Origin of the sequence: Actinophytocola sp. (assembly GCF_050699915.1) — a bacterium.
Taxonomy (GTDB): domain Bacteria; phylum Actinomycetota; class Actinomycetes; order Mycobacteriales; family Pseudonocardiaceae; genus Actinophytocola.
The window spans coordinates 10,695-31,149 of sequence record NZ_JBOHGA010000020.1 but is presented as its reverse complement, the minus strand read 5'-3'; the positions used below and the strand labels follow the sequence as shown (position 1 = coordinate 31,149).

Annotated in this window: 14 protein-coding genes; all 14 read left to right on the top strand. The window is 68.9% G+C overall.

Features of this window, described 5'->3' with window-relative positions:
- Window positions 1-28: 28 nt before the first annotated feature.
- The 14 genes from rplL (at window position 29) to ACRDSK_RS06050 (ending at window position 20,151) form a co-directional block, all read left to right on the top strand.
- On the top strand, window positions 29-421 hold the full coding sequence (gene rplL / locus ACRDSK_RS06115) for a 50S ribosomal protein L7/L12 (protein WP_431438950.1): 393 nt from the start codon (window positions 29-31) through the stop codon (window positions 419-421).
- Window positions 422-647: 226 nt separating this feature from the next.
- Window positions 648-1,814, top strand: a complete 1,167-nt coding sequence (locus tag ACRDSK_RS06110; protein WP_431438949.1) for an ABC transporter ATP-binding protein — start codon at window positions 648-650, stop codon at window positions 1,812-1,814.
- Complete coding sequence (locus ACRDSK_RS06105) at window positions 1,811-2,605, top strand: MlaE family ABC transporter permease (RefSeq protein ID WP_431438948.1); 795 nt, start codon at window positions 1,811-1,813, stop codon at window positions 2,603-2,605. The genes ACRDSK_RS06110 and ACRDSK_RS06105 overlap by 4 nt, the downstream gene beginning before the upstream one ends.
- A 3-nt stretch (window positions 2,606-2,608) precedes the next feature.
- Window positions 2,609-3,448 (top strand): MlaE family ABC transporter permease, encoded by an 840-nt coding sequence (locus tag ACRDSK_RS06100; RefSeq protein ID WP_431438947.1) that lies wholly within the window; start codon window positions 2,609-2,611, stop codon window positions 3,446-3,448.
- Entirely contained in the window at window positions 3,445-4,782 is a 1,338-nt protein-coding gene (locus ACRDSK_RS06095; RefSeq protein WP_431438946.1) for an MCE family protein, read from the top strand. Before ACRDSK_RS06100 ends, ACRDSK_RS06095 begins: the two co-directional genes overlap by 4 nt.
- The gene (locus ACRDSK_RS06090) at window positions 4,779-5,813 is read left to right on the top strand and encodes an MCE family protein (protein WP_431438945.1); all 1,035 of its coding nucleotides are present in this window, start codon (window positions 4,779-4,781) and stop codon (window positions 5,811-5,813) included. Before ACRDSK_RS06095 ends, ACRDSK_RS06090 begins: the two co-directional genes overlap by 4 nt.
- Complete coding sequence (locus ACRDSK_RS06085) at window positions 5,810-6,802, top strand: MCE family protein (protein WP_431438944.1); 993 nt, start codon at window positions 5,810-5,812, stop codon at window positions 6,800-6,802. The genes ACRDSK_RS06090 and ACRDSK_RS06085 overlap by 4 nt, the downstream gene beginning before the upstream one ends.
- 163 nt (window positions 6,803-6,965) lie before the next feature.
- Window positions 6,966-8,159, top strand: coding sequence for an MCE family protein (locus ACRDSK_RS06080; RefSeq protein WP_431438943.1), 1,194 nt, complete (start codon window positions 6,966-6,968; stop codon window positions 8,157-8,159).
- Window positions 8,156-9,313, top strand: coding sequence for an MCE family protein (locus ACRDSK_RS06075; RefSeq protein ID WP_431438942.1), 1,158 nt, complete (start codon window positions 8,156-8,158; stop codon window positions 9,311-9,313). Before ACRDSK_RS06080 ends, ACRDSK_RS06075 begins: the two co-directional genes overlap by 4 nt.
- Window positions 9,313-10,581 carry an MCE family protein gene (locus ACRDSK_RS06070; RefSeq protein WP_431438941.1) on the top strand — a complete coding sequence of 423 codons (1,269 nt, stop codon included), beginning with the start codon at window positions 9,313-9,315 and terminating at the stop codon, window positions 10,579-10,581. The genes ACRDSK_RS06075 and ACRDSK_RS06070 overlap by 1 nt, the downstream gene beginning before the upstream one ends.
- A gap of 37 nt (window positions 10,582-10,618) precedes the next feature.
- Window positions 10,619-11,242, top strand: coding sequence for a hypothetical protein (locus ACRDSK_RS06065; RefSeq protein ID WP_431438940.1), 624 nt, complete (start codon window positions 10,619-10,621; stop codon window positions 11,240-11,242).
- A gap of 58 nt (window positions 11,243-11,300) precedes the next feature.
- Entirely contained in the window at window positions 11,301-12,317 is a 1,017-nt protein-coding gene (locus ACRDSK_RS06060; protein WP_431438939.1) for a hypothetical protein, read from the top strand.
- Window positions 12,318-12,706: 389 nt separating this feature from the next.
- Window positions 12,707-16,198, top strand: a complete 3,492-nt coding sequence (gene rpoB / locus ACRDSK_RS06055; protein WP_431438938.1) for a DNA-directed RNA polymerase subunit beta — start codon at window positions 12,707-12,709, stop codon at window positions 16,196-16,198.
- Between the two features lie 53 nt (window positions 16,199-16,251).
- Complete coding sequence (locus ACRDSK_RS06050; RefSeq protein ID WP_431438937.1) at window positions 16,252-20,151, top strand: DNA-directed RNA polymerase subunit beta'; 3,900 nt, start codon at window positions 16,252-16,254, stop codon at window positions 20,149-20,151.
- Window positions 20,152-20,455: the final 304 nt, after the last annotated feature.

The following is a 20,455-nucleotide window of genomic DNA, read 5'->3' as shown; positions in this document are numbered from 1 at the left end:
GAAACCCACCTAGAAAGGAACCGCCGTCATGGCGAAGATGAGCACCGACGAGCTGCTCGACGCGTTCAAGGAGATGACGCTGCTCGAGCTCTCGGACTTCGTGAAGCAGTTCGAGGAGACCTTCGACGTCACCGCCGCCGCCCCGATGGCCATGGCCATGCCGGGTGCCGCCGGCGCCGGTGAGGCCGCGGCCGCGCCCGAGGAGCAGGACGAGTTCGACGTCGTCCTCGAGGGCGCCGGCGAGAAGAAGATCCAGGTCATCAAGGTCGTTCGCGAGGTCGTCTCCGGCCTGGGCCTGAAGGAGGCCAAGGAGCTGGTCGAGTCCGCTCCGAAGGCCGTCCTGGAGAAGGTCAACAAGGAGGCCGCCGAGGCCGCCAAGGAGAAGCTCGAGTCCGCGGGCGCGTCCGTCTCCGTCAAGTGACACGAGGGACGACAAGCGAGCACAGATCGAAACAGGCCCACCGGCTCCTCGTGGGGTGACGATCAGGAGTGTTTCGATCTGTGCTCGGCGCTAACGCGCTCGTCAGGGCCGGTGCCGATATGGTGCCGGCCCTGACTGCGTTTACGGACCGGCTAGGTGACTCGGCAGTAACCCACCGGCCGCCCGGTCGTTGCACCTGGATGAAACCCACATTGCAGGAGGTTCGATGGGCGCCGAGGTGGTCGTCGAAGGCCTGACGAAGTCCTTCGGCCGGCAGACCATCTGGCGGGACGTCACGCTTACGCTGCCACCGGGAGAGGTCAGCGTGATGCTGGGCCCGTCGGGCACCGGCAAGTCGGTCTTCCTCAAGTCCATGATCGGCCTGCTCAAGCCCGACCGCGGCTCCTGCAAGGTCAACAACGTCGACATCGTCACCTGCTCCGAGCACAAGCTCTACGAGGTCCGCAAGCTGTTCGGCGTGCTCTTCCAGGACGGCGCGCTGTTCGGCTCGATGAACCTCTACGACAACGTCGCCTTCCCGCTGCGCGAGCACACGAAGAAGTCCGAGGCCGAGATCCGCCGGATCGTCCTCGAGAAGCTCGACATGACCGGCCTCGCCGGCGCGGAGAAGAAGCTGCCCGGCGAGATCTCCGGCGGCATGCGCAAGCGCGCCGGCCTGGCCCGCGCGCTCGTGCTCGACCCCGAGATCATCCTGTGCGACGAGCCGGACTCCGGCCTCGACCCGGTCCGCACCTCCTACATCTCGCAGCTGCTGATCGACCTCAACGCGCAGATCGACGCCACGATCCTGATCGTCTCGCACAACATCAACCTGGCCCGGACCGTGCCGGACAACATCGGCATGCTGTTCCGCCGCGAGCTCGTCATGTTCGGTCCCCGCGAGGTGCTGCTCACCAGCGACGAGCCGGTGGTCAAGCAGTTCCTCAACGGCAGCCGCATCGGCCCGATCGGCATGTCGGAGGAGAAGGACGAGGCCACCATGGCCGCGGAGCAGGCCCAGGTGGAGGCCGGCCACCACGACGGCGGCACCGACGACGCCCGCGGCGTGGTCCCGCAGATCGAGCCGACGCCCGGGCTGCCCGAGCGGCAGGGCGTGCGCCGCCGCAAGGACCGGGTCATGTCGATCATCGACACGCTGCCCAGGTCCGCCCGCGAAGGCATCATCGAGTCGCTCACGCCGGCCGAGCGCGAGCGCTACGGCGTCCGCAACCGGCCGCTGGCCGGGGTCACCTCCGGCGCGTTCCGCCCGAGCCCGCACCCGCGCACCCCGGAGTGGGAGCGCGACAGGGGAGACCTGTCCGACGACGTCGCCAACCTGCCGAAGTCCGGCTGGCGCGCCGACCCGCCGCCCGGCACCGGTGGTGGTACGTGACCTCTCGGACGGCATCGGCCAACTTCCCGGGTGTCGGGGCCTTGCGGGAGACCGGCAGGCTGTTCGCCCTGGCCCTCGACGTCATCGTCAACATCTTCCGCCGGCCCTTCCAGGTCCGGGAGTTCATCCAGCAGTGCTGGTTCATCGCGAGCGTCACGATCCTGCCGACCGCGCTGGTCGCGATCCCGTTCGGCGCGGTGGTCGCGCTGCAGCTGGGCAGCCTGATCGTCCAGCTCGGCGCGCAGTCGTTCACCGGCGCCGCCGCGGTGCTGGCGATCATCCAGCAGGCCGCGCCGCTGGTGACCGCGCTGATGGTGGCCGGCGCGGGCGGCTCGGCGATCTGCGCCGACCTCGGCGCGCGCACCATCCGCGAGGAGATCGACGCCATGGAGGTCCTCGGCGTCAACCCCATCCAGCGGCTGGTCGTGCCCCGCGTGCTCGCCATGATGATGGTCGCGGTGCTGCTCAACGGGCTGGTCAGTGTGGTCGGCGTGCTCGGCAGCTACTTCTTCAACGTCGTGCTGCAGGGCGGCACACCGGGTGCCTATCTCGCCAGCTTCTCCGCCCTCGCGCAGCTGCCTGACTTGTGGATCAGTGAGATCAAGGCGCTGATCTTCGGCTTCATCGCCGGCGTCGTCGCCGCCTACCGCGGGCTGAACCCCAAGGGCGGGCCGAAGGGCGTCGGCGACGCGGTGAACCAGTCGGTGGTCATCACGTTCCTGCTGTTGTTCTTCGTCAACTTCGTGCTGACCACCGTGTACCTGTCGGTCGTGCCGCAGAAGGGGAGCTGACCGATGGCCTCCTTCTCCGACACGGCCCGCCGCGCGGCCCGCGCCCCGCTCGGCGTCCTCGACAACCTCGGCGACCAGCTGTCCTTCTACCTGCGCGCGCTCGCCTGGATCCCGCGCACGCTGCGTCGCTACCTGCGGGAGACGATGCGGATCCTCGCCGAGGTCAGCTTCGGCTCCGGCGCGCTCGCGGTCATCGGCGGCACGATCGGCGTGATGATCGGCATGACTGTGTTCACCGGCACCGTGGTCGGCCTGCAGGGCTACGCGGCGCTGGACCAGATCGGCACGGCCGCGTTCTCCGGCTTCGCCTCGGCCTACATCAACACCCGCGAGGTGGCGCCGCTGGTGGCCGGGCTGGCGCTGTCCGCGACGGTCGGCGCCGGGTTCACCGCGCAGCTGGGCGCGATGCGGATCTCCGAGGAGATCGACGCGCTCGAGGTCATGGGTGTGCCGAGCCTGCCGTTCCTGGTGACCACGCGGATCATCGCCGGCTTCATCGCGGTGATCCCGCTCTACATCATCGGCCTGCTCAGCTCCTACCTCGCCTCCCGCACGATCACCGTCTACTTCTACGGGCAGTCGGCGGGCACCTACGACCACTACTTCAACCTGTTCCTACCGCCCGAAGACGTCTTCTGGTCCTTCGGCAAGGTGCTGATCTTCGCCGTGGTGATCATCCTCGTGCACTGCTACTACGGCTACCGCGCGAGCGGCGGCCCGGCGGGTGTGGGCGTGGCGGTCGGTCGCTCCGTGCGGACCACGATCGTCACCGCGGCGCTGCTGAACTTCTTCATCGGCTTCGCCGTCTGGGGCACCACCGTGACCGTGAGGATCGGCGGATGACGCGCAAGTCCGTGATGGTCACGATCCGGCGCCGGCTGCTCGGCATCGGGTTCATCGTCGTGATCGCGGCGCTGGTGAGCCTGTCGATCGCCTTGTACAACAAGGCGTTCACGCCGGTCGTGCGTGTCTCGCTGACCACCGACAAGCTCGGCAACCAGCTGCAGCAGCACGGCGACGTGAAGGTGCGCGGGCTGATCGTCGGCGAGATCCGCAAGATCACGCCGACCGCACAGGGGTCCCAGCTCGACCTCGCGCTCGACCCGGAGAAGGTCGAACTGATCCCGCGCAACGTCTCCGCCCGGTTCATCCCGAAGACGCTGTTCGGCGACCGGTACGTGGCGCTGCAGATCCCGGACGACGCCGATCCCGTGTCGCTGGCCGAGGGGGACCGCATCGAGCAGGACCGCTCGGCGCCGGCGGTGGAGCTGTCCCAGGCGCTCGACCACCTGCTGCCGGTGCTACAGGCGGTGCAGCCGGAGAAGCTGTCGACCACGTTGACCGCGATCTCCACCGCGCTCGACGGCCGGGGCGAGCAGCTCGGCCAGACCCTGGTCGACCTGGGCCGGCTGGTCGAGGACATCAACCCGCACGTGCCACAGCTGACCCACGACCTGCGCAAGCTGGTGGAGGTCAGCGACACCTACACCGAGGCGATCCCGGACTTCGTCGACGCCCTGTCCGACCTGACCGTGACCTCGCGGACGATCGCCGAGCAGAAGGCGAGCCTGCAGAACCTGTTCGCCGAGGTGACCAACACGAGCGCGAACCTGGAGTCCTTCCTGCGGGCCAACTCCGAGAACCTCATCCGGCTGGCCGACAGCTCCCGGGACACCCTCGAGCTGCTCGCCCGGTACTCGCCGTCCTACCCGTGCTTCCTCAAGCAGATGGCCTCTCTGGTCGAGTCCGGGAAGCCCGTGTTCGGCGCCGGCACGAACCAGCCCGGCCTGCACGCGACCATCGAGGTCGTGGTCAACAAGGGCCCGTACGAGCCAGGCGTCGACGAGCCGGAGTTCAACGAGCACCGCGGTCCGCGCTGCTACGACCCGGCGCAGATGGGCGACCCGTTCCCCGACCAGCCGCCGGACGGCCCGCTGCAGGACGGCACCTCGCACGGGCCGGCGAACCGCTCGGTGCAGGACGGCCTGCTGCCGCCCGGCAACACCGCGCCGTCGTCCGCCACCGCCCCGAGCGCGCTGCCGAACTCGCCGGCCGAGCGTGACTTCCTCGCGCAGCTGATCGCGCCGGGGATCGGGGTGCAGCCGCAGCAGGTGCCGGGCTGGGCGAGCCTGCTCGTCGGTCCGCTCTACCGCGGGGCGGAGGTGCGTTTCCAGTGAGAGGCATGGCCGCGCCGTTGTTCAAGCTGGTCGTCTTCGCCGTCGTGACGGTGACCGCGACCGCGATCCTCGCGATCAGCATCGCCAACGTGAACCTCAGCGCCACCAACAGCTACCAGGCCCGGTTCACCGACGCGACCCTGCTGCTGCCCGGCGACGACGTGCGGATCGCCGGCGTGCGGGTCGGTCAGGTGGAGGAGGTCGGCATCGTCGACCGCAAGCAGGCCGAGGTCACCTTCTCGGTCGCCGCCGACCGCAAGCTGCCGGCGGGCGTCGAGGCACAGATCAAGTTCCGCAACCTCGTGGGCCAGCGCTACGTCTCGCTGACCGAGGGCAGCGGCGGCAACCCGAACGACGTGCTCGACCCGGGGGAGGAGATCCCGCTGGAGCGGACCCGCCCCGCGCTGGACCTCACCGAGCTGTTCAACGGGTTCAAGCCGCTGTTCCGCGCGCTGTCGCCCAACGACGTCAACCAGCTGTCCTACGAGATCATCCAGGTCCTGCAGGGTGAGGGCGGCACGGTCGAGTCGCTGCTCGCGCACACGGCCTCGCTGACGTCCGCGATCGCCGACAAGGACCAGGTCATCGGGCAGGTGATCGACAACCTGAACGGCGCGCTCGAGACGATCAACGCCCGCGGCGACAAGCTGTCCAACCTGGTCGTCCAGGTCCAGCAGCTGGTGTCCGGGTTGGCCGAGGACCGCAAGCCGATCGGGGACGCGATCGAGGCGCTGGGCGGCCTGGCCGACACCACTTCGGGGCTGCTGACCGAGGCCCGCGCGCCGCTGAAGCGCGACATCGCCGCGCTCGGCCGGCTCACGAACAACCTCAACGACAGCGAAGACGTGGTGGAGCACTTCATTCAGTTCCTGCCCGAGAAGACCGCGAAGCTGACCCGAACCGTCAGCTACGGCTCGTGGTTCAACTTCTACCTCTGCTCCGCGGAGGGCTCGATCGGCATCCCCGGGATCATCACCCAGCCGATCAGCGTCCCCATCTCCGCGTCGACGCCGGCGAGGTGCGTGCGATGAGGTCCTTCCGCTCGCGCAACCCGATCCCGATCGGCATCACCGGCCTGGTCGTGCTGGGCCTGGCGTTCACGGTCGCGATGTTCTCCGACGACCTGCCGATCATCGGCGGCGGCACCACCTACAGCGCTGAGTTCTCCGAGGCGGCCGGCCTGGTGCCGGACGACGAGGTGCGCATCGCCGGCGTCAAGGTCGGCAAGGTGTCCGATGTGGACCTCGAGGGCGACCGGGTGGTGGTCACGTTCAAGGTCAAGGACGCCTGGGTCGGCGACCGCAGCTCGGCCGCCATCAAGATCAAGACCGTGCTCGGCCAGAAGTACCTGGCGCTCGAGCCCGACGGCCGCGAGGTGCTCGACCCGGCGGACCGCATCCCGCGGGAGCGCACGACCGCGCCCTACGACGTGCTCGAGGCGTTCCGCGGCCTCGCCGAGACCACGAACCGGATCGACACCGCCCAGCTCGCGCAGAGCTTCGAGGTCATCGCGAACACGTTCGCCGACACCCCGGACGACGTGCGCGGCGCGCTGAACGGCCTGCAGTCGCTGTCGAAGACGATCTCCTCCCGCGACGACCAGCTCGCCCAGTTGCTCGACAACACCAAGCAGATCAGCCAGACGCTGGCCGACCGCGACCGCGAGGTCGTCAAGCTCCTCCGGGACGGCAACCTGCTGCTGGAGGAGGTCGGCCGGCGCCGCGACGCGATCGCCACGCTGCTCACCGGCACGCAGACGCTGGCCACCGAGCTCAAGGGCCTGGTGGACGACAACAACAAGCAGCTGAAGCCGGTGCTGACGAGCCTCGACCAGCTCACCGGGATGCTGGCGCGAAACCAGGAGGCGCTCGGGCAGGGCATCAAGAACATGGCCCCGTTCGTCCGGCTGTTCAACAACGCCGTCGGCAACGGCCGCTGGTTCGACAACTACATCTGCGGCCTGCTGCCCCCACCGATAGGAACCGTGAACCAAGAAGGCTGTCTGGGGGCGACGTCATGACCACCCGGACCAAGCTCGGCCGGGACTTCGCTCGCGGAGTCCGTTCCGCCTCCCCAGAATTCAAGGTGTTGGTCACCTCGAGTCGGTGTCCTGCGGTTGTGTACGTACCTGTGGCTGGGTTGCGTCCCGTTCCCCTTGGGTGCGGTTGGGAGGCGGTCCAGTCATGACCACCCGGACCAAGCTGGGGCGCGACTTTGCGCGTGGCGTCACTATTTCCGTCGTGTTGGCGCTGGTGGTGGCGTTCGCCCTGTGGTGGTTGCTGCTCGATGCGAACCAGCGTCGCTACTCCGCGGTGTTCACCGGCGTCGTCGGCCTGTACGAGGACAACGACGTGCGGGTGCTCGGCGTCAAGGTCGGCCGGGTCGACACCGTGGAGCCGAAGGGCGATCTCGTGCGGGTGGAGGTGCTCGTCGACCGGGACGTCCACATCCCGTCGAGCGCGAAGGCCGTCATCGTGGCGCCCTCGCTGGTCAGCGACCGGTACGTGCAGTTCACCCCGGCCTACACCGGTGGCGCGGTGCTGGCCGAGGGCACCGTGCTGCCCCGCGAGCGCACGGCGACCCCGCTGGAGGTCGACGACCTGTACGCGAGCCTCAACCGGGTCAGCACCACGCTGGGGCCCAACGGGGCCAACAAGAACGGCGCGCTGGCCGACCTGCTGGACACGCTCGCCGAGAACGCCGAGGGCAACGGGCAGGCGCTGAACCAGACGGTCACCCAGCTCTCACAGATGGCCGAGACGCTCTCGGGCAGCGACGAGGACCTGTTCGCCACCGTCGACAACCTGCAGCAGTTCACCTCCGCGCTGGCCGACAGCGACGACGCGGTCAACCGGTTCAACGAGCAGGCCGCCGACGTCAGCCGGTTCCTCGCCGAGGAACGCGGCGACCTCGCCGCGGCGGTGCAGCAGCTGGGCATCGCGCTCGGCGCCGTGCAGCAGTTCATCGACGACAACCGCGCCAAGCTCAAGTCCAATGTGGACAAGCTGGCCTCGGTGACCGGGGTGCTGGTCGACCAGCGGGCGGCGCTGTCCGAGGTGCTCGACGTCGCCCCGGTCGCGTTGTCCAACATCATCAACAGCTACAACGGCTCGTCGGGCACGCTCGACGCGCGCGCGGACATCAACGAGTTGGCCCAGCCGCCGATCGTGACCGTCTGCAACCTGGTCCGCCAGGGCACCCCGGACGACCTGCCGCAGTTCCTCGCCGACACCTGCGACCAGCTCGCCCCGCTCGTGGAGAAGGCCGTGCCGCTGCCGACCCCGGCGCAGGTGCTGACCGCGCTGCAGGCCGGCAAGCTGCCGCCGGTCGCGCTGCCGCTCGGCAACCTCTCCGGCTACACCGGGGGTGGCCGATGAAAAAGCTCGTGGTCGCAGCCCTCGCCGCGGTGTTGGTCACCTCCGGCTGCAGCTCGTTCACCGGCATCTACGACATCCCGCTGCCCGGTGGCGCGGATATCGGGGACCGCCCGTACACGGTCAAGGCGCACTTCAAGGACGTGCTCGACCTCGTGCCGCAGTCCGGCGTGAAGGTCAACGAGGTGCCGGTGGGCCGCGTCGAGGACATCCGGCTCGCCCCGGACGGCTGGACCGCCGAGGTGACGATGCTGGTCAACGGCGACGTCGACCTGCCGGCCAACGCGCTCGCCATGCTGCGCCAGTCGAGCCTGCTGGGCGAGAAGTACATCGAGCTGTCGCCGCCCCCGCCGGACCAGGCGCGCGGCGCGCTCGACGACGGCGCGCTGATCCCGCTCACCCGCACCAACCGCAACACCGACATCGAAGAGGTGCTCGGCGCGCTGTCGATGCTGCTCAACGGCGGCGGCATCGAGCAGCTGCAGAACATCGCCCAGGAGCTGAACGCCGCGTTGTCCGGCAAGGAGGCGGACATCCGCCGGACGCTGGGCAGCGTCGACACCCTCGTGTCCACTTTGGACGAAAGCAAGTCCGACATCACGCAGGCGATCGACGGGGTGAACCGGCTCGCCGGCACGCTCAACGCCGAGCGCGACCAGCTCGCCGCGGCGATCGACGACCTCGGCCCGGGCCTGAAGGTGCTCACCGACCAGCGCGGCCAGCTGGTGCGGATGCTGCAGAGCCTGCAGTCGCTGTCCGACGTCGCGATCCGGACCGTCGACGCGAGCCAGGCGGACCTGGTGGCCGACCTGAAGGCGCTCGCCCCGGCGCTGACCAAGCTGGGTGACGCGGGCGCGGACCTGCCGAAGTCGCTCGAGGTGTTGTTCACGATCCCGTTCACCGACGAGGCCGTGAACGGCGTGCGGGGCGACTACTTCAACCTGTACGCGAAGATCGACCTGAACCTGCAGACCATCGTCGACAACCTGTCCCGCAGCCGGCGCAACCCGCTGCAGGACGTGCCGATCCTCGGCGACGTGGTCGGCGGCCAGGAGGGTGGCGGCGGCTCGCCGCTGCCGATCCCGAGCAGCACGCCGGGCTCCACGCAGGGTGGGCTGGCCGGCATCCTCGACGGCATCCTGGGCGGTGGTGGCTGATGCTGACCAAGCGGGTCCGGCTGCAGCTGGTCGCGTTCGTGGTGATCGCGGTCGTGGCGGTGGTGTACGCGTTGTTCCGCTTCACCGACCTGGGCAAGGCGTTCGGCGCCGAGGGCTACACGGTGCGGCTGAACCTGAACGACTCCGGCGGCATCTTCTCCAACGCCGAGGTCACCTACCGCGGCTACAACGTGGGCCGGGTCGGCGACATCCGGCTGACCCAGGACGGCCTGCAGGTCGACCTGAACATGGACCCGAACGCGCCGCGGATCCCGGCGGACCTCGACGCGGTCGTGGCCAACCGGTCGGCGGTCGGCGAGCAGTACGTCGACCTGCGACCGCGGCACGACGGCGCGCCGTTCCTGTCCGGCGAGTCGGTGATCGCCGCGGACCGGACCAAGACGCCGGTGGCCACCGACGCGGTCATCCGCGACCTGGACAGCCTGGCGAGCTCGGTGCCGACCGACTCGTTGCGCACGCTGGTCGACGAGCTGGACAAGGCGTTCGCCGGCACCGGTGACGACCTGCAGGTGCTGCTGGACAGCACGTCCGACTTCACCGCCGCGGCGACCGAGCACCTGCCGCAGACCATCGGGCTGATCAACGACGGCGGCACCGTGCTCGACACCCAGGCCGCGCAGTCGGGCAACATCAAGTCCTTCGCGAGCGACCTGAACCTGCTGGCCGAGCAGCTGCGCAAGTCCGACCCGGACCTGCGGCGGCTGATCACGGCGGCTCCGGGCGCGGCCGCCTCGCTGACGAACCTGCTCCGCGAGTCCGGGCCGGGCCTGTCGCGGCTGTTCGCGAACCTGCTGACGGTGTCCGACATCGTCGGGGCACGCAAGGACGGGCTCGAGTACACGCTGGTCTCCTACCCGCTGTTCAGCGCGGCCGGGCAGGGCCTGCTGGCCGCCGACCCCGGCCAGGCGCACCTGGGCCTGGTGCTCAACCTGTTCAACCCGCCGCCGTGCACCGCGGGGTACGAGAAGACCCCGCGTCGCAACGGAACCGACACCGCGCCGGCCCCGCAGCCGGACTCGTCGAACACGTACTGCGCGGAGCCGCCGGGCAGCCCGATCAACGTGCGCGGCTCGAACAACGTGCCGGTCGCGGGCCGGCCGCCGCAGCCCCAGCAGCCCGCCCCCGGCCCCGAGACGGGTGGGCGGCAACAGGCCGGTCTCGCGCCGGGTAGCCTCCCCGGCACGCTGGCCGAACCCGGGGCGACCCGCCAGGCCGGTCTGGCGGAACTGCTCGGCCTCCCCGGCTGACCGGGCGGTCGTAGCCGTACCTCTACCCTGGAGTGCCATGACATCCGCCGACAGCGACACCGGCACAGACACCGGCACCGACGCCGCCGACGCCTCCGACGAGACTGTCGCCGAGTCGGCCACCGAGCCGAAGCGGCAGTCGGGCCCGCGGTTCCCGGTCATCGCGCTGAGCGTGGCCGTCGCGCTGGTGGTCGCCGCGACGGCGGTGGCGGGCTGGTTCGGCGTCTCGTGGTTCCGGGCCTCCAACGACGACGGGCTGGCGTACTCCGGCAAGCGCGACGAGGTGGACCGGGTGGCCCGCGCCGCGATCGTCACGATGAACGAGCTGGACTACCGCAAGCTCGACGAGGGCCTGTCGAACTGGGCCGATGCCACCACCGGCCCGCTGCACGACGAGATCACGAACCTGACCGCGGACAAGAAGAAGCAGCTCACCGACGCGAAGCCGATCACCTCGGCGAAGATCACGTCGTCGGCCGTGAAGGAGCTCGACGACCGGGGCGGCAAGGCGACCGTGATCGCCGCCATCGAGAAGACCGTGCAGACGGGCGACGGCAAACCGCAGCCGTCCTACCAGCGCATCCAGGCGACGCTGACCCGCACGGCCGACGGCTGGAAGCTAGAGACCCTCGGCCCCGTGCCGTACGCCCAGCCGCAGTAGCGAAAGGACCCGAGCAGTGCCACCGTCTCGCCGTCGCCCGCCCCCCTCTTCGGGGCAGGTGCCGCCGGTCCGCCGCCCGCGGGTGGCCGGCCTGCGCAACCGGCCGGCCAGCACCCGGGACAACGCGGACGAGTTCGAGCCGAGCGAGTCCGGCCGTGAGCCTGGCGATGAGTACGCCGGTGAGCCCGTGGAGCCCGGCGAGTCCGGCCGCGAGTCGCTGTCCGGCACGCTGGACCTCGACGACATCGAGCCCGGCCCCACGCGCGATCTCGAGCCCGATCTCGAACCCGAGCGCGACCTCGCCGTCGTCGAGGACCTCGAGGAACCGATCGACCTCGAGGAGGACCGGCTGGACGAGGACCAGCTGGACTCCGACCTGGACTCCGACGAGGCGACTCCGAGCCCGGTCCGCCGCCCGGCCGGCAAGCGGCGTGCCACCGGCACCACCCGCCCGGCCGACCTCACCGAGGCCGAGGCGCGGACCAAGTCCCACCGCGCCCGCGCCCGCGTCGAGGACAACCCGCGCAAGCGCGCCGCCACCCAGCTGTCGGTCGCCGTCGTGCTGACCGTGGCCGCGATCGTGCTCGCCGGCCTCGCGGTCTGGTTCCGGGGCGAGTCGGACAGCCTGCGCAGCGCCGACAGCAACACCGCGCTCACCGACTCGGGCACCTCGAGCGAGGTGGTCGGCCAGCTCAAGTCGGCGATCGAGGAGACCTTCAGCTACAACTACACCGACCTGCAGGCGACGCAGAAGGCCGTCGACGAGACGCTGACCGGCAAGGCGCGCTGCGAGTACGACCAGCTGTTCGGCCAGGTCAAGACGCTGGCGCCGAAGCAGAAGATCGTCATGGTGACCGCCGTGCGGGACATCGCCCTGATCCGCCTGGACGGCGACCGCGCCGAGGCGCTCGTGTTCATCGACCAGAGCAGCACCCGGGTCGACGTGAACAACTCGGTGGCTGGCGAGGCCCAGTTCGCGGTCCTGGCCCACCGCGAGGGCGACGCCTGGAAGATCACCGAGTTCAACATGTTCGACCAGCCCCTCGTGAACGGCCAGCCCGCCCCGAAGTGCTGATCTATCGGTCACCGACCGTGTTCGCCGAGCGTGATCGTCTCGACCGGACACGGCTCGGGAGGAGCCGCTGGTCAGCGCGCTGGAAGCGCGAACTCCCTGCTACAGAACAGCTGGACGCCGGCTGACGAGCGGGCCGAAAGCCGGTGAGATCCTGGCGCGGCATCTTGACTGAATGACGCCACCGGGTCACGCTGTTCACCAAGCGCGCCTTCGGCGGGAGGTTGGTTGAGTGCGGGCCTAGACAGTCGCCGGCTTCACGGCTAGACTGCCCCTTTGCGCTGCCCACTTTCGCATGCCCTAGACTGTTGGGCACGACCGCACCCTAGACCAGCTTCGTTTCAGTTGCTAACGAGGCTGCTCGACCGCACATAGTCCTGGAAGGACGCATCTTGGCAGTCTCCCGCGCGACCAAGGCCACTGCTGCGACCAACTCCACCGTGTCGAACTCAGGTATACCAGGCGCACCGCTGCGGGTCTCGTTCGCGAAGATCCGCGAGCCGCTTGGCACGCCCAACCTGCTCGACCTGCAGATTCAATCGTTTCAGTGGTTCACCGGTGACGAGGCGTGGTTCCAGCGCCGTGTCGACGCCGGTGACGAGACTCCGGTCGGTGGCCTCGAAGAGGTCCTGAACGAGATCTCACCCATCGAGGATTTCTCCGGCTCGATGTCTCTCTCCTTCTCCGACCCGCGCTTCGACGAGGTCAAGGCCTCGGTCGAGGAATGCAAGGACAAGGACATGACCTACGCGGCGCCGCTGTTCGTCACCGCCGAGTTCACCAACCACTCCACTGGCGAGATCAAGAGCCAGACGGTGTTCATGGGTGACTTCCCGGTCATGACGGACAAGGGCACGTTCATCATCAACGGCACCGAGCGTGTCGTCGTGTCCCAGCTGGTCCGCTCCCCGGGCGTCTACTTCGACACCAACGTCGACAAGACCACCGACAAGGACGTCTTCAGCGTCAAGGTCATCCCCAGCCGTGGCGCGTGGCTCGAGTTCGACGTCGACAAGCGCGACACCGTCGGCGTCCGCATCGACCGCAAGCGCCGCCAGCCGGTCACCGTGCTGCTGAAGGCGCTCGGCTGGTCCACCGAGCAGATCCGCGAGCGGTTCCACTTCTCCGAGACGCTGCTCGCGACGCTCGAGAAGGACCACACGGCCGGCACCGACGAGGCGCTGCTCGACATCTACCGCAAGCTGCGCCCGGGTGAGCCGCCGACCAAGGAGTCCGCGCAGACCCTGCTGGAGAACCTCTTCTTCAAGGACAAGCGCTACGACCTGGCCAAGGTCGGCCGCTACAAGGTCAACAAGAAGCTCGGTGTCGGCCTGCCCAAGGAAACGGGCGTGCTCACCGAGGACGACATCGTCACCACGATCGAGTACCTGGTCCGGCTGCACGCGGGCGACACGTCGATGACGATCGACGGCAACGAGGTCCCGGTCGAGGTCGACGACATCGACCACTTCGGCAACCGCCGCCTGCGCACGGTGGGCGAGCTGATCCAGAACCAGATCCGGGTCGGCCTGTCCCGCATGGAGCGCGTCGTCCGCGAGCGGATGACGACCCAGGACGTCGAGGCGATCACGCCGCAGACCCTGATCAACATCCGCCCCGTGGTGGCCGCGATCAAGGAGTTCTTCGGCACCTCGCAGCTGTCGCAGTTCATGGACCAGACCAACCCGATCGCGGGCCTGACGCACAAGCGTCGCCTGTCCGCGCTGGGCCCGGGCGGTCTGTCGCGTGAGCGCGCGGGCATGGAGGTCCGCGACGTCCACCACAGCCACTACGGCCGGATGTGTCCGATCGAGACGCCGGAAGGCCCGAACATCGGCCTGATCGGCTCGCTGTCGAGCTACGGCCGGGTCAACCCGTTCGGCTTCATCGAGACGCCGTACCGCAAGGTCATCGAGGGTCAGGTCACCGACCAGATCGACTACCTGACCGCGGACGAGGAGGACCGGCACGTCATCGCGCAGGCCAACGCGCCGATCGACGACCAGGGCCACTTCGCCGAGGACCGCGTGCTGGTCCGCAAGAAGGGCGGCGAGGTCGAGTTCATCGAGCCGTTCGACGTGGACTACATGGACGTCTCGCCGCGGCAGATGGTGTCCGTCGCGACCGCGATGATCCCGTTCCTCGAGCACGACGACGCCAACCGCGCGCTGATGGGTGCCAACATGCAGCGCCAGGCGGTGCCGCTGCTGCGCAGCGAGTCGCCGCTGGTGGGTACCGGCACCGAGCTGCGCGCCGCGGTCGACGCCGGCGACGTGGTGGTCGCGGAGAAGGACGGCGTGGTCGAGGAGCTGTCCGCCGACTTCATCACGGTGATGGCCGACGACGGTTCCCGCCGGACCTACGGGCTGCACAAGTTCCGCCGGTCCAACCAGGGCACCTGCGTCAACCAGCGGCCGATCGTGGGCGATGGCGACCGGGTCCTGTCCGGCCAGGTCATCGCCGACGGGCCGTGCACCGAGAACGGTGAGATGGCGCTCGGCAAGAACCTGCTCGTGGCGATCATGCCGTGGGAGGGCCACAACTACGAGGACGCCATCGTCATCTCGCAGCGCCTCATCCAGGACGACGTGCTCACCTCGATCCACATCGAGGAGCACGAGATCGACGCACGCGACACCAAGCTCGGCGCCGAGGAGATCACCCGGGACATCCCGAACGTCTCCGAGGAGGTTCTGGCCGACCTCGACGAGCGCGGCATCATCCGCATCGGTGCGGAGGTCGGCGACGGCGACATCCTGGTCGGCAAGGTGACGCCGAAGGGCGAGACCGAGCTGACGCCCGAGGAGCGCCTGCTCCGCGCGATCTTCGGCGAGAAGGCGCGCGAGGTGCGCGACACCTCGCTGAAGGTGCCGCACGGCGAGACCGGCAAGGTCATCGGCATCCGGGTGTTCTCCCGCGAGGACGAGGACGAGCTGCCCCCGGGCGTCAACGAGCTGGTCCGGGTCTACGTCGCCCAGAAGCGCAAGATCCAGGACGGCGACAAGCTCGCCGGCCGGCACGGCAACAAGGGCGTCATCGGCAAGGTGCTGCCCGCCGAGGACATGCCGTTCCTCCCGGACGGCACCCCGGTCGACGTCGTGCTGAACACCCACGGTGTGCCGCGCCGAATGAACATCGGTCAGGTGCTGGAGCTGCACCTCGGCTGGCTGGCGTCGCAGGGCTGGAAGGTCGAGGGAAGTCCCGACTGGGCGACCAAGCTGCCCGGTGAGCTCTACGACGTGGCGCCCGGCACGCACACCGCGACCCCGGTGTTCGACGGCGCCAAGGAGGACGAGATCACCGGCCTGCTCGGCTCGACGCTGCCCAACCGGGACGGCGAGCGGATGGTCGCCGAGGACGGCAAGGCGGTGCTGCTGGACGGCCGCTCCGGCGAGCCGTTCCCGTTCCCCGTGGCGGTCGGCTACATGTACATCCTGAAGCTGCACCACCTGGTGGACGACAAGATCCACGCCCGCTCGACCGGCCCGTACTCGATGATCACCCAGCAGCCGCTCGGTGGTAAGGCCCAGTTCGGTGGCCAGCGCTTCGGTGAGATGGAGTGCTGGGCCATGCAGGCCTACGGCGCGGCGTACACGCTGCAGGAGCTGCTGACGATCAAGTCCGACGACGTGCTCGGCCGGGTGAAGGTCTACGAGGCCATCGTCAAGGGCGAGAACATCCCGGAGCCGGGCATCCCGGAGTCGTTCAAGGTTCTGCTCAAGGAGCTGCAGTCGCTGTGCCTCAACGTCGAGGTGCTCTCCAGCGACGGCGCGGCGATCGAGATGCGCGACGGGGACGACGAGGACCTCGAGCGCGCGGCCGCCAACCTGGGCATCAACCTGTCCCGCAATGAGTCGCCATCTGTTGACGACGTCGTGAATTGACCAACGGATCCCCATAACCCAAGGCTTCAGACGAACAAAGGGGAAGTACCGACGTGCTGGACGTCAACTTCTTTGACGAGCTTCGCATCGGCCTGGCGACCGCGGACGACATCCGCCAGTGGTCGTTCGGTGAGGTGAAGAAGCCCGAGACCATCAACTACCGCACCCTCAAGCCGGAGAAGGACGGACTCTTCTGCGAGAAGATCTTCGGTCCGACCCGGGACTGGGAGTGCTACTGCGGCAAGTACAAGCGCGTCCGCTTCAAGGGCATCATCTGTGAGCGCTGTGGCGTCGAGGTCACGCGCGCCAAGGTGCGCCGCGAGCGGATGGGCCACATCGAGCTGGCCGCTCCCGTCACCCACATCTGGTACTTCAAGGGCGTGCCCTCGCGGCTGGGCTACCTGCTCGACCTCGCCCCGAAGGATCTCGAGAAGATCATCTACTTCGCGGCCTACGTGATCACCGGGGTGAACGGCGAGCTGCGGCACAACGACCTCGCCACGCTGGAGAGCGAGATCGGGGTCGAGCGCAAGCAGGTCGAGAACCGGCGCGACGCCGACATCGAGGCCCGCGCGCAGAAGCTGGAGGCCGACCTCAAGGCGCTCGAGGACGAGGGCGCCAAGAGCGACGTCCGGCGCAAGGTCAAGGAGGGCGGCGAGCGCGAGATGCGCCAGCTCCGCGACCGGGCCCAGCGCGAGCTGGACCGGCTCGACGAGATCTGGAGCACCTTCACCAAGCTCGACGTCAAGCAGCTGATCGCGGACGAGGTGCTCTACCGCGAGCTGGTGGACCGCTACGGCGACTACTTCACCGGTTCCATGGGCGCTGAGGCCATCCAGAAGCTGGCGGCCGACTTCGACGTCGAGGCCGAGGCCGACAACCTGCGCGACACGATCCGCAACGGCAAGGGGCAGAAGAAGCTCCGCGCGCTGAAGCGGCTCAAGGTCGTCGCCGCGTTCTCGTCCACGCAGAACTCGCCGATGGGCATGGTGCTCGACTGCATCCCGGTGATCCCGCCGGACCTGCGGCCGATGGTTCAGCTCGACGGTGGCCGGTTCGCCACCTCCGACCTGAACGACCTGTACCGCCGCGTGATCAACCGGAACAACCGGCTCAAGCGGCTCATCGACCTCGGCGCGCCCGAGATCATCGTGAACAACGAGAAGCGGATGCTGCAGGAGGCCGTCGACGCGCTGTTCGACAACGGCCGCCGCGGGCGTCCGGTCACCGGCCCGGGCAACCGGCCGCTGAAGTCGCTGTCCGACTTGCTCAAGGGCAAGCAGGGCCGGTTCCGGCAGAACCTGCTGGGCAAGCGCGTCGACTACTCCGGCCGTTCGGTCATCGTGGTCGGCCCGCAGCTCAAGCTGCACCAGTGCGGTCTGCCGAAGGCGATGGCGCTCGAGCTGTTCAAGCCGTTCGTGATGAAGCGGCTGGTCGACCTCAACCACGCGCAGAACATCAAGTCCGCCAAGCGGATGGTGGAGCGCGCCCGGCCGGCCGTGTGGGACGTGCTGGAAGAGGTCATCACCGAGCACCCGGTGATGCTCAACCGCGCGCCGACGCTGCACCGCCTCGGCATCCAGGCCTTCGAGCCGCAGCTGGTCGAGGGCAAGGCGATCCAGCTGCACCCGCTGGTCTGCGAGGCGTTCAACGCGGACTTCGACGGTGACCAGATGGCGGTGCACCTGCCGCTGTCCGCCGAGGCGCAGGCCGAGGCGCGGATCCTGATGCTGTCGTCGAACAACATTTTGTCGCCGGCGTCCGGCCGTCCGCTGGCCATGCCGCGACTGGACATGGTGACCGGGCTGTTCCACCTGACCCGCCTCAGGGAGGAAGGAGTCGGCGCCGGGCTGGCCTTCTCCTCGCCGGCCGAGGCCATCATGGCCTTCGACCGCAAGGTGATCGGCCTGCAGTCGCCGATCAAGGTGCGCGTCTCCGACCGTGCGCCGGCGTCGGCGGACAAGCCGGAGGGCTGGGAGCCGGGCTCGACCTGGCTGGCGGAGACGACCCTGGGCCGGGTGCTGTTCAACGACCTGCTGCCCGAGGACTACCCGTTCATCAACGAGCCGATGCCGAAGAAGCGCCAGGCCGCGATCGTCAACGACCTGGCCGAGCGGTACCCGATGGTCACCGTGGCGCGGACCCTCGACAAGCTCAAGGACGCGGGCTTCCACTGGGCCACCCGGTCCGGCGTGACGATCGCGATCTCCGACGTCGTGGTGCCCGCGAAGAAGGCGGAGATCCTCGACGAGTACGAGAAGAAGGCGGACGCGGTCGAGAAGCGCTACCAGCGCGGTCAGCTCTCCCACACGGAGCGGAACAACGAGCTGGTGAAGGTCTGGGGCCAGGCGACGGAGGAGGTCGCCAAGGCCATGGAGGAGAACTTCCCGGACGACAACCCGATCCCGATGATCGTGAAGTCGGGTGCGGCGGGCAACATGACCCAGGTCCGGTCGCTGGCCGGGATGCGTGGTCTGGTGTCCAACCCGAAGGGTGAGTACATCCCGCGGCCGATCAAGCACAACTTCCGCGAGGGCCTGTCCGTGCTGGAGTACTTCATCGCCACGCACGGTGCCCGCAAGGGTCTGGCCGACACCGCGCTGCGGACCGCCGACTCGGGTTACCTGACCCGGCGTCTGGTGGACGTGTCGCAGGACGTCATCGTCCGCGAGGTCGACTGCGGCACCACGCGCGGCATCAACATGAAGATCGGCGAGGCGCAGCCCGACAAGTCGGTTCTGCGCGACCAGCACGTGGAGACGAGCGTCTACGCCCGCACGCTGGCCGAGGAGATCACCGACGGGGACGGCAACGTCCTGCTCAACCGCGGCGACGACCTCGGCGACCCGGCGATCGAGACGCTGGTGTCCTCCGCGGTCACCAACGCCAAGGTGCGCAGCGTGCTCACGTGTGAGTCGGCGGTGGGTGTGTGTGCCACCTGCTACGGCCGCTCGATGGCGACCGGCCAGCTGGTCGACGTCGGCGAGGCGGTCGGCATCGTGGCCGCGCAGTCCATCGGTGAGCCGGGTACGCAGCTGACGATGCGTACGTTCCACCAGGGCGGCGTCGCGGGAGACGACATCACCACAGGTCTCCCGCGTGTGCAGGAGCTGTTCGAGGCCCGCGTGCCGAAGGGCATGGCGCCCATCGCCGACACCGACGGCCGCGTGCGGATCGAGGACGGCGACCGGTACTGGAAGATCACGCTGATCCCGGACGACGGCAGCGAGGAGATCGTCTTCGACAAGCTGTCCAAGCGGCAGCGGCTCGCGGTGAGCGCGGAAGGCCCGCTGTCCGATGGTGACCACGTGTCGGTCGGCCAGCCGCTGCTCGAGGGCACCCCCAACCCGCACGAGGTGCTGCGGGTGATGGGCCCACGGGAGGCCCAGCTGCACCTGGTGGACGAGGTCCAGAAGGTCTACCGGGCGCAGGGTGTGTCCATCCACGACAAGCACATCGAGGTGATCGTCCGGCAGATGCTGCGCCGGGTCACGATCCTCGACAGCGGTGCCGCGGAGTTCCTGCCCGGCGCGCTCATCGAGCGGGCGCAGTTCGAGACGGAGAACCGCAGGGTCGTCGCCGGTGGCGGCGAGCCGGCGTCGGGCCGTCCGGTGCTGATGGGCATCACGAAGGCGTCGCTCGCCACGGACTCGTGGCTGTCGGCGGCCTCCTTCCAGGAGACGACTCGCGTGCTCACGGACGCGGCCATCAACGGCCGGTCGGACAAGCTCGTGGGCCTGAAGGAGAACGTGATCATCGGCAAGCTGATCCCCGCGGGGACCGGCATCAACAAGTACCGCAACATCCAGGTGCAGCCGACCGAGGAGGCGCGGGTCGCGGCGTACGCGATCCCGTCCTACGACGACGGCTACTACACCCCGGACGTGTTCGGCACGGGCACCGGTGCGGCGGTCCCGCTGGACGACTACGACTTCGGTCGGGACTACCGGTAGTCGTAGGGGTGTAAAGGTCTAGGGCACGGCGGGGCCCCGGGAGCCACACGGCTTCCGGGGCCCCGCCGTCTTCTCAGCCGCGTCCGGGAGCTCTGCGGAAGAACAGGTGGCAGTAGCCGTCGTCCGGGGTGCTCTCGCCGCCGGCGATCAGGTCGGCACGGGCGAACCGGTCCAGCCACCGAGGTGTTTGCAGGCGAGGTTGGCCCCGTCATCTGAGCACGTCAGGTCCTGGATCGGGGAGTTGCCGGGGCCGGGGCCGGGGCCGGTGGCGGTGGCGTATTAGGCGGGTCCGACCGGGTTCGGT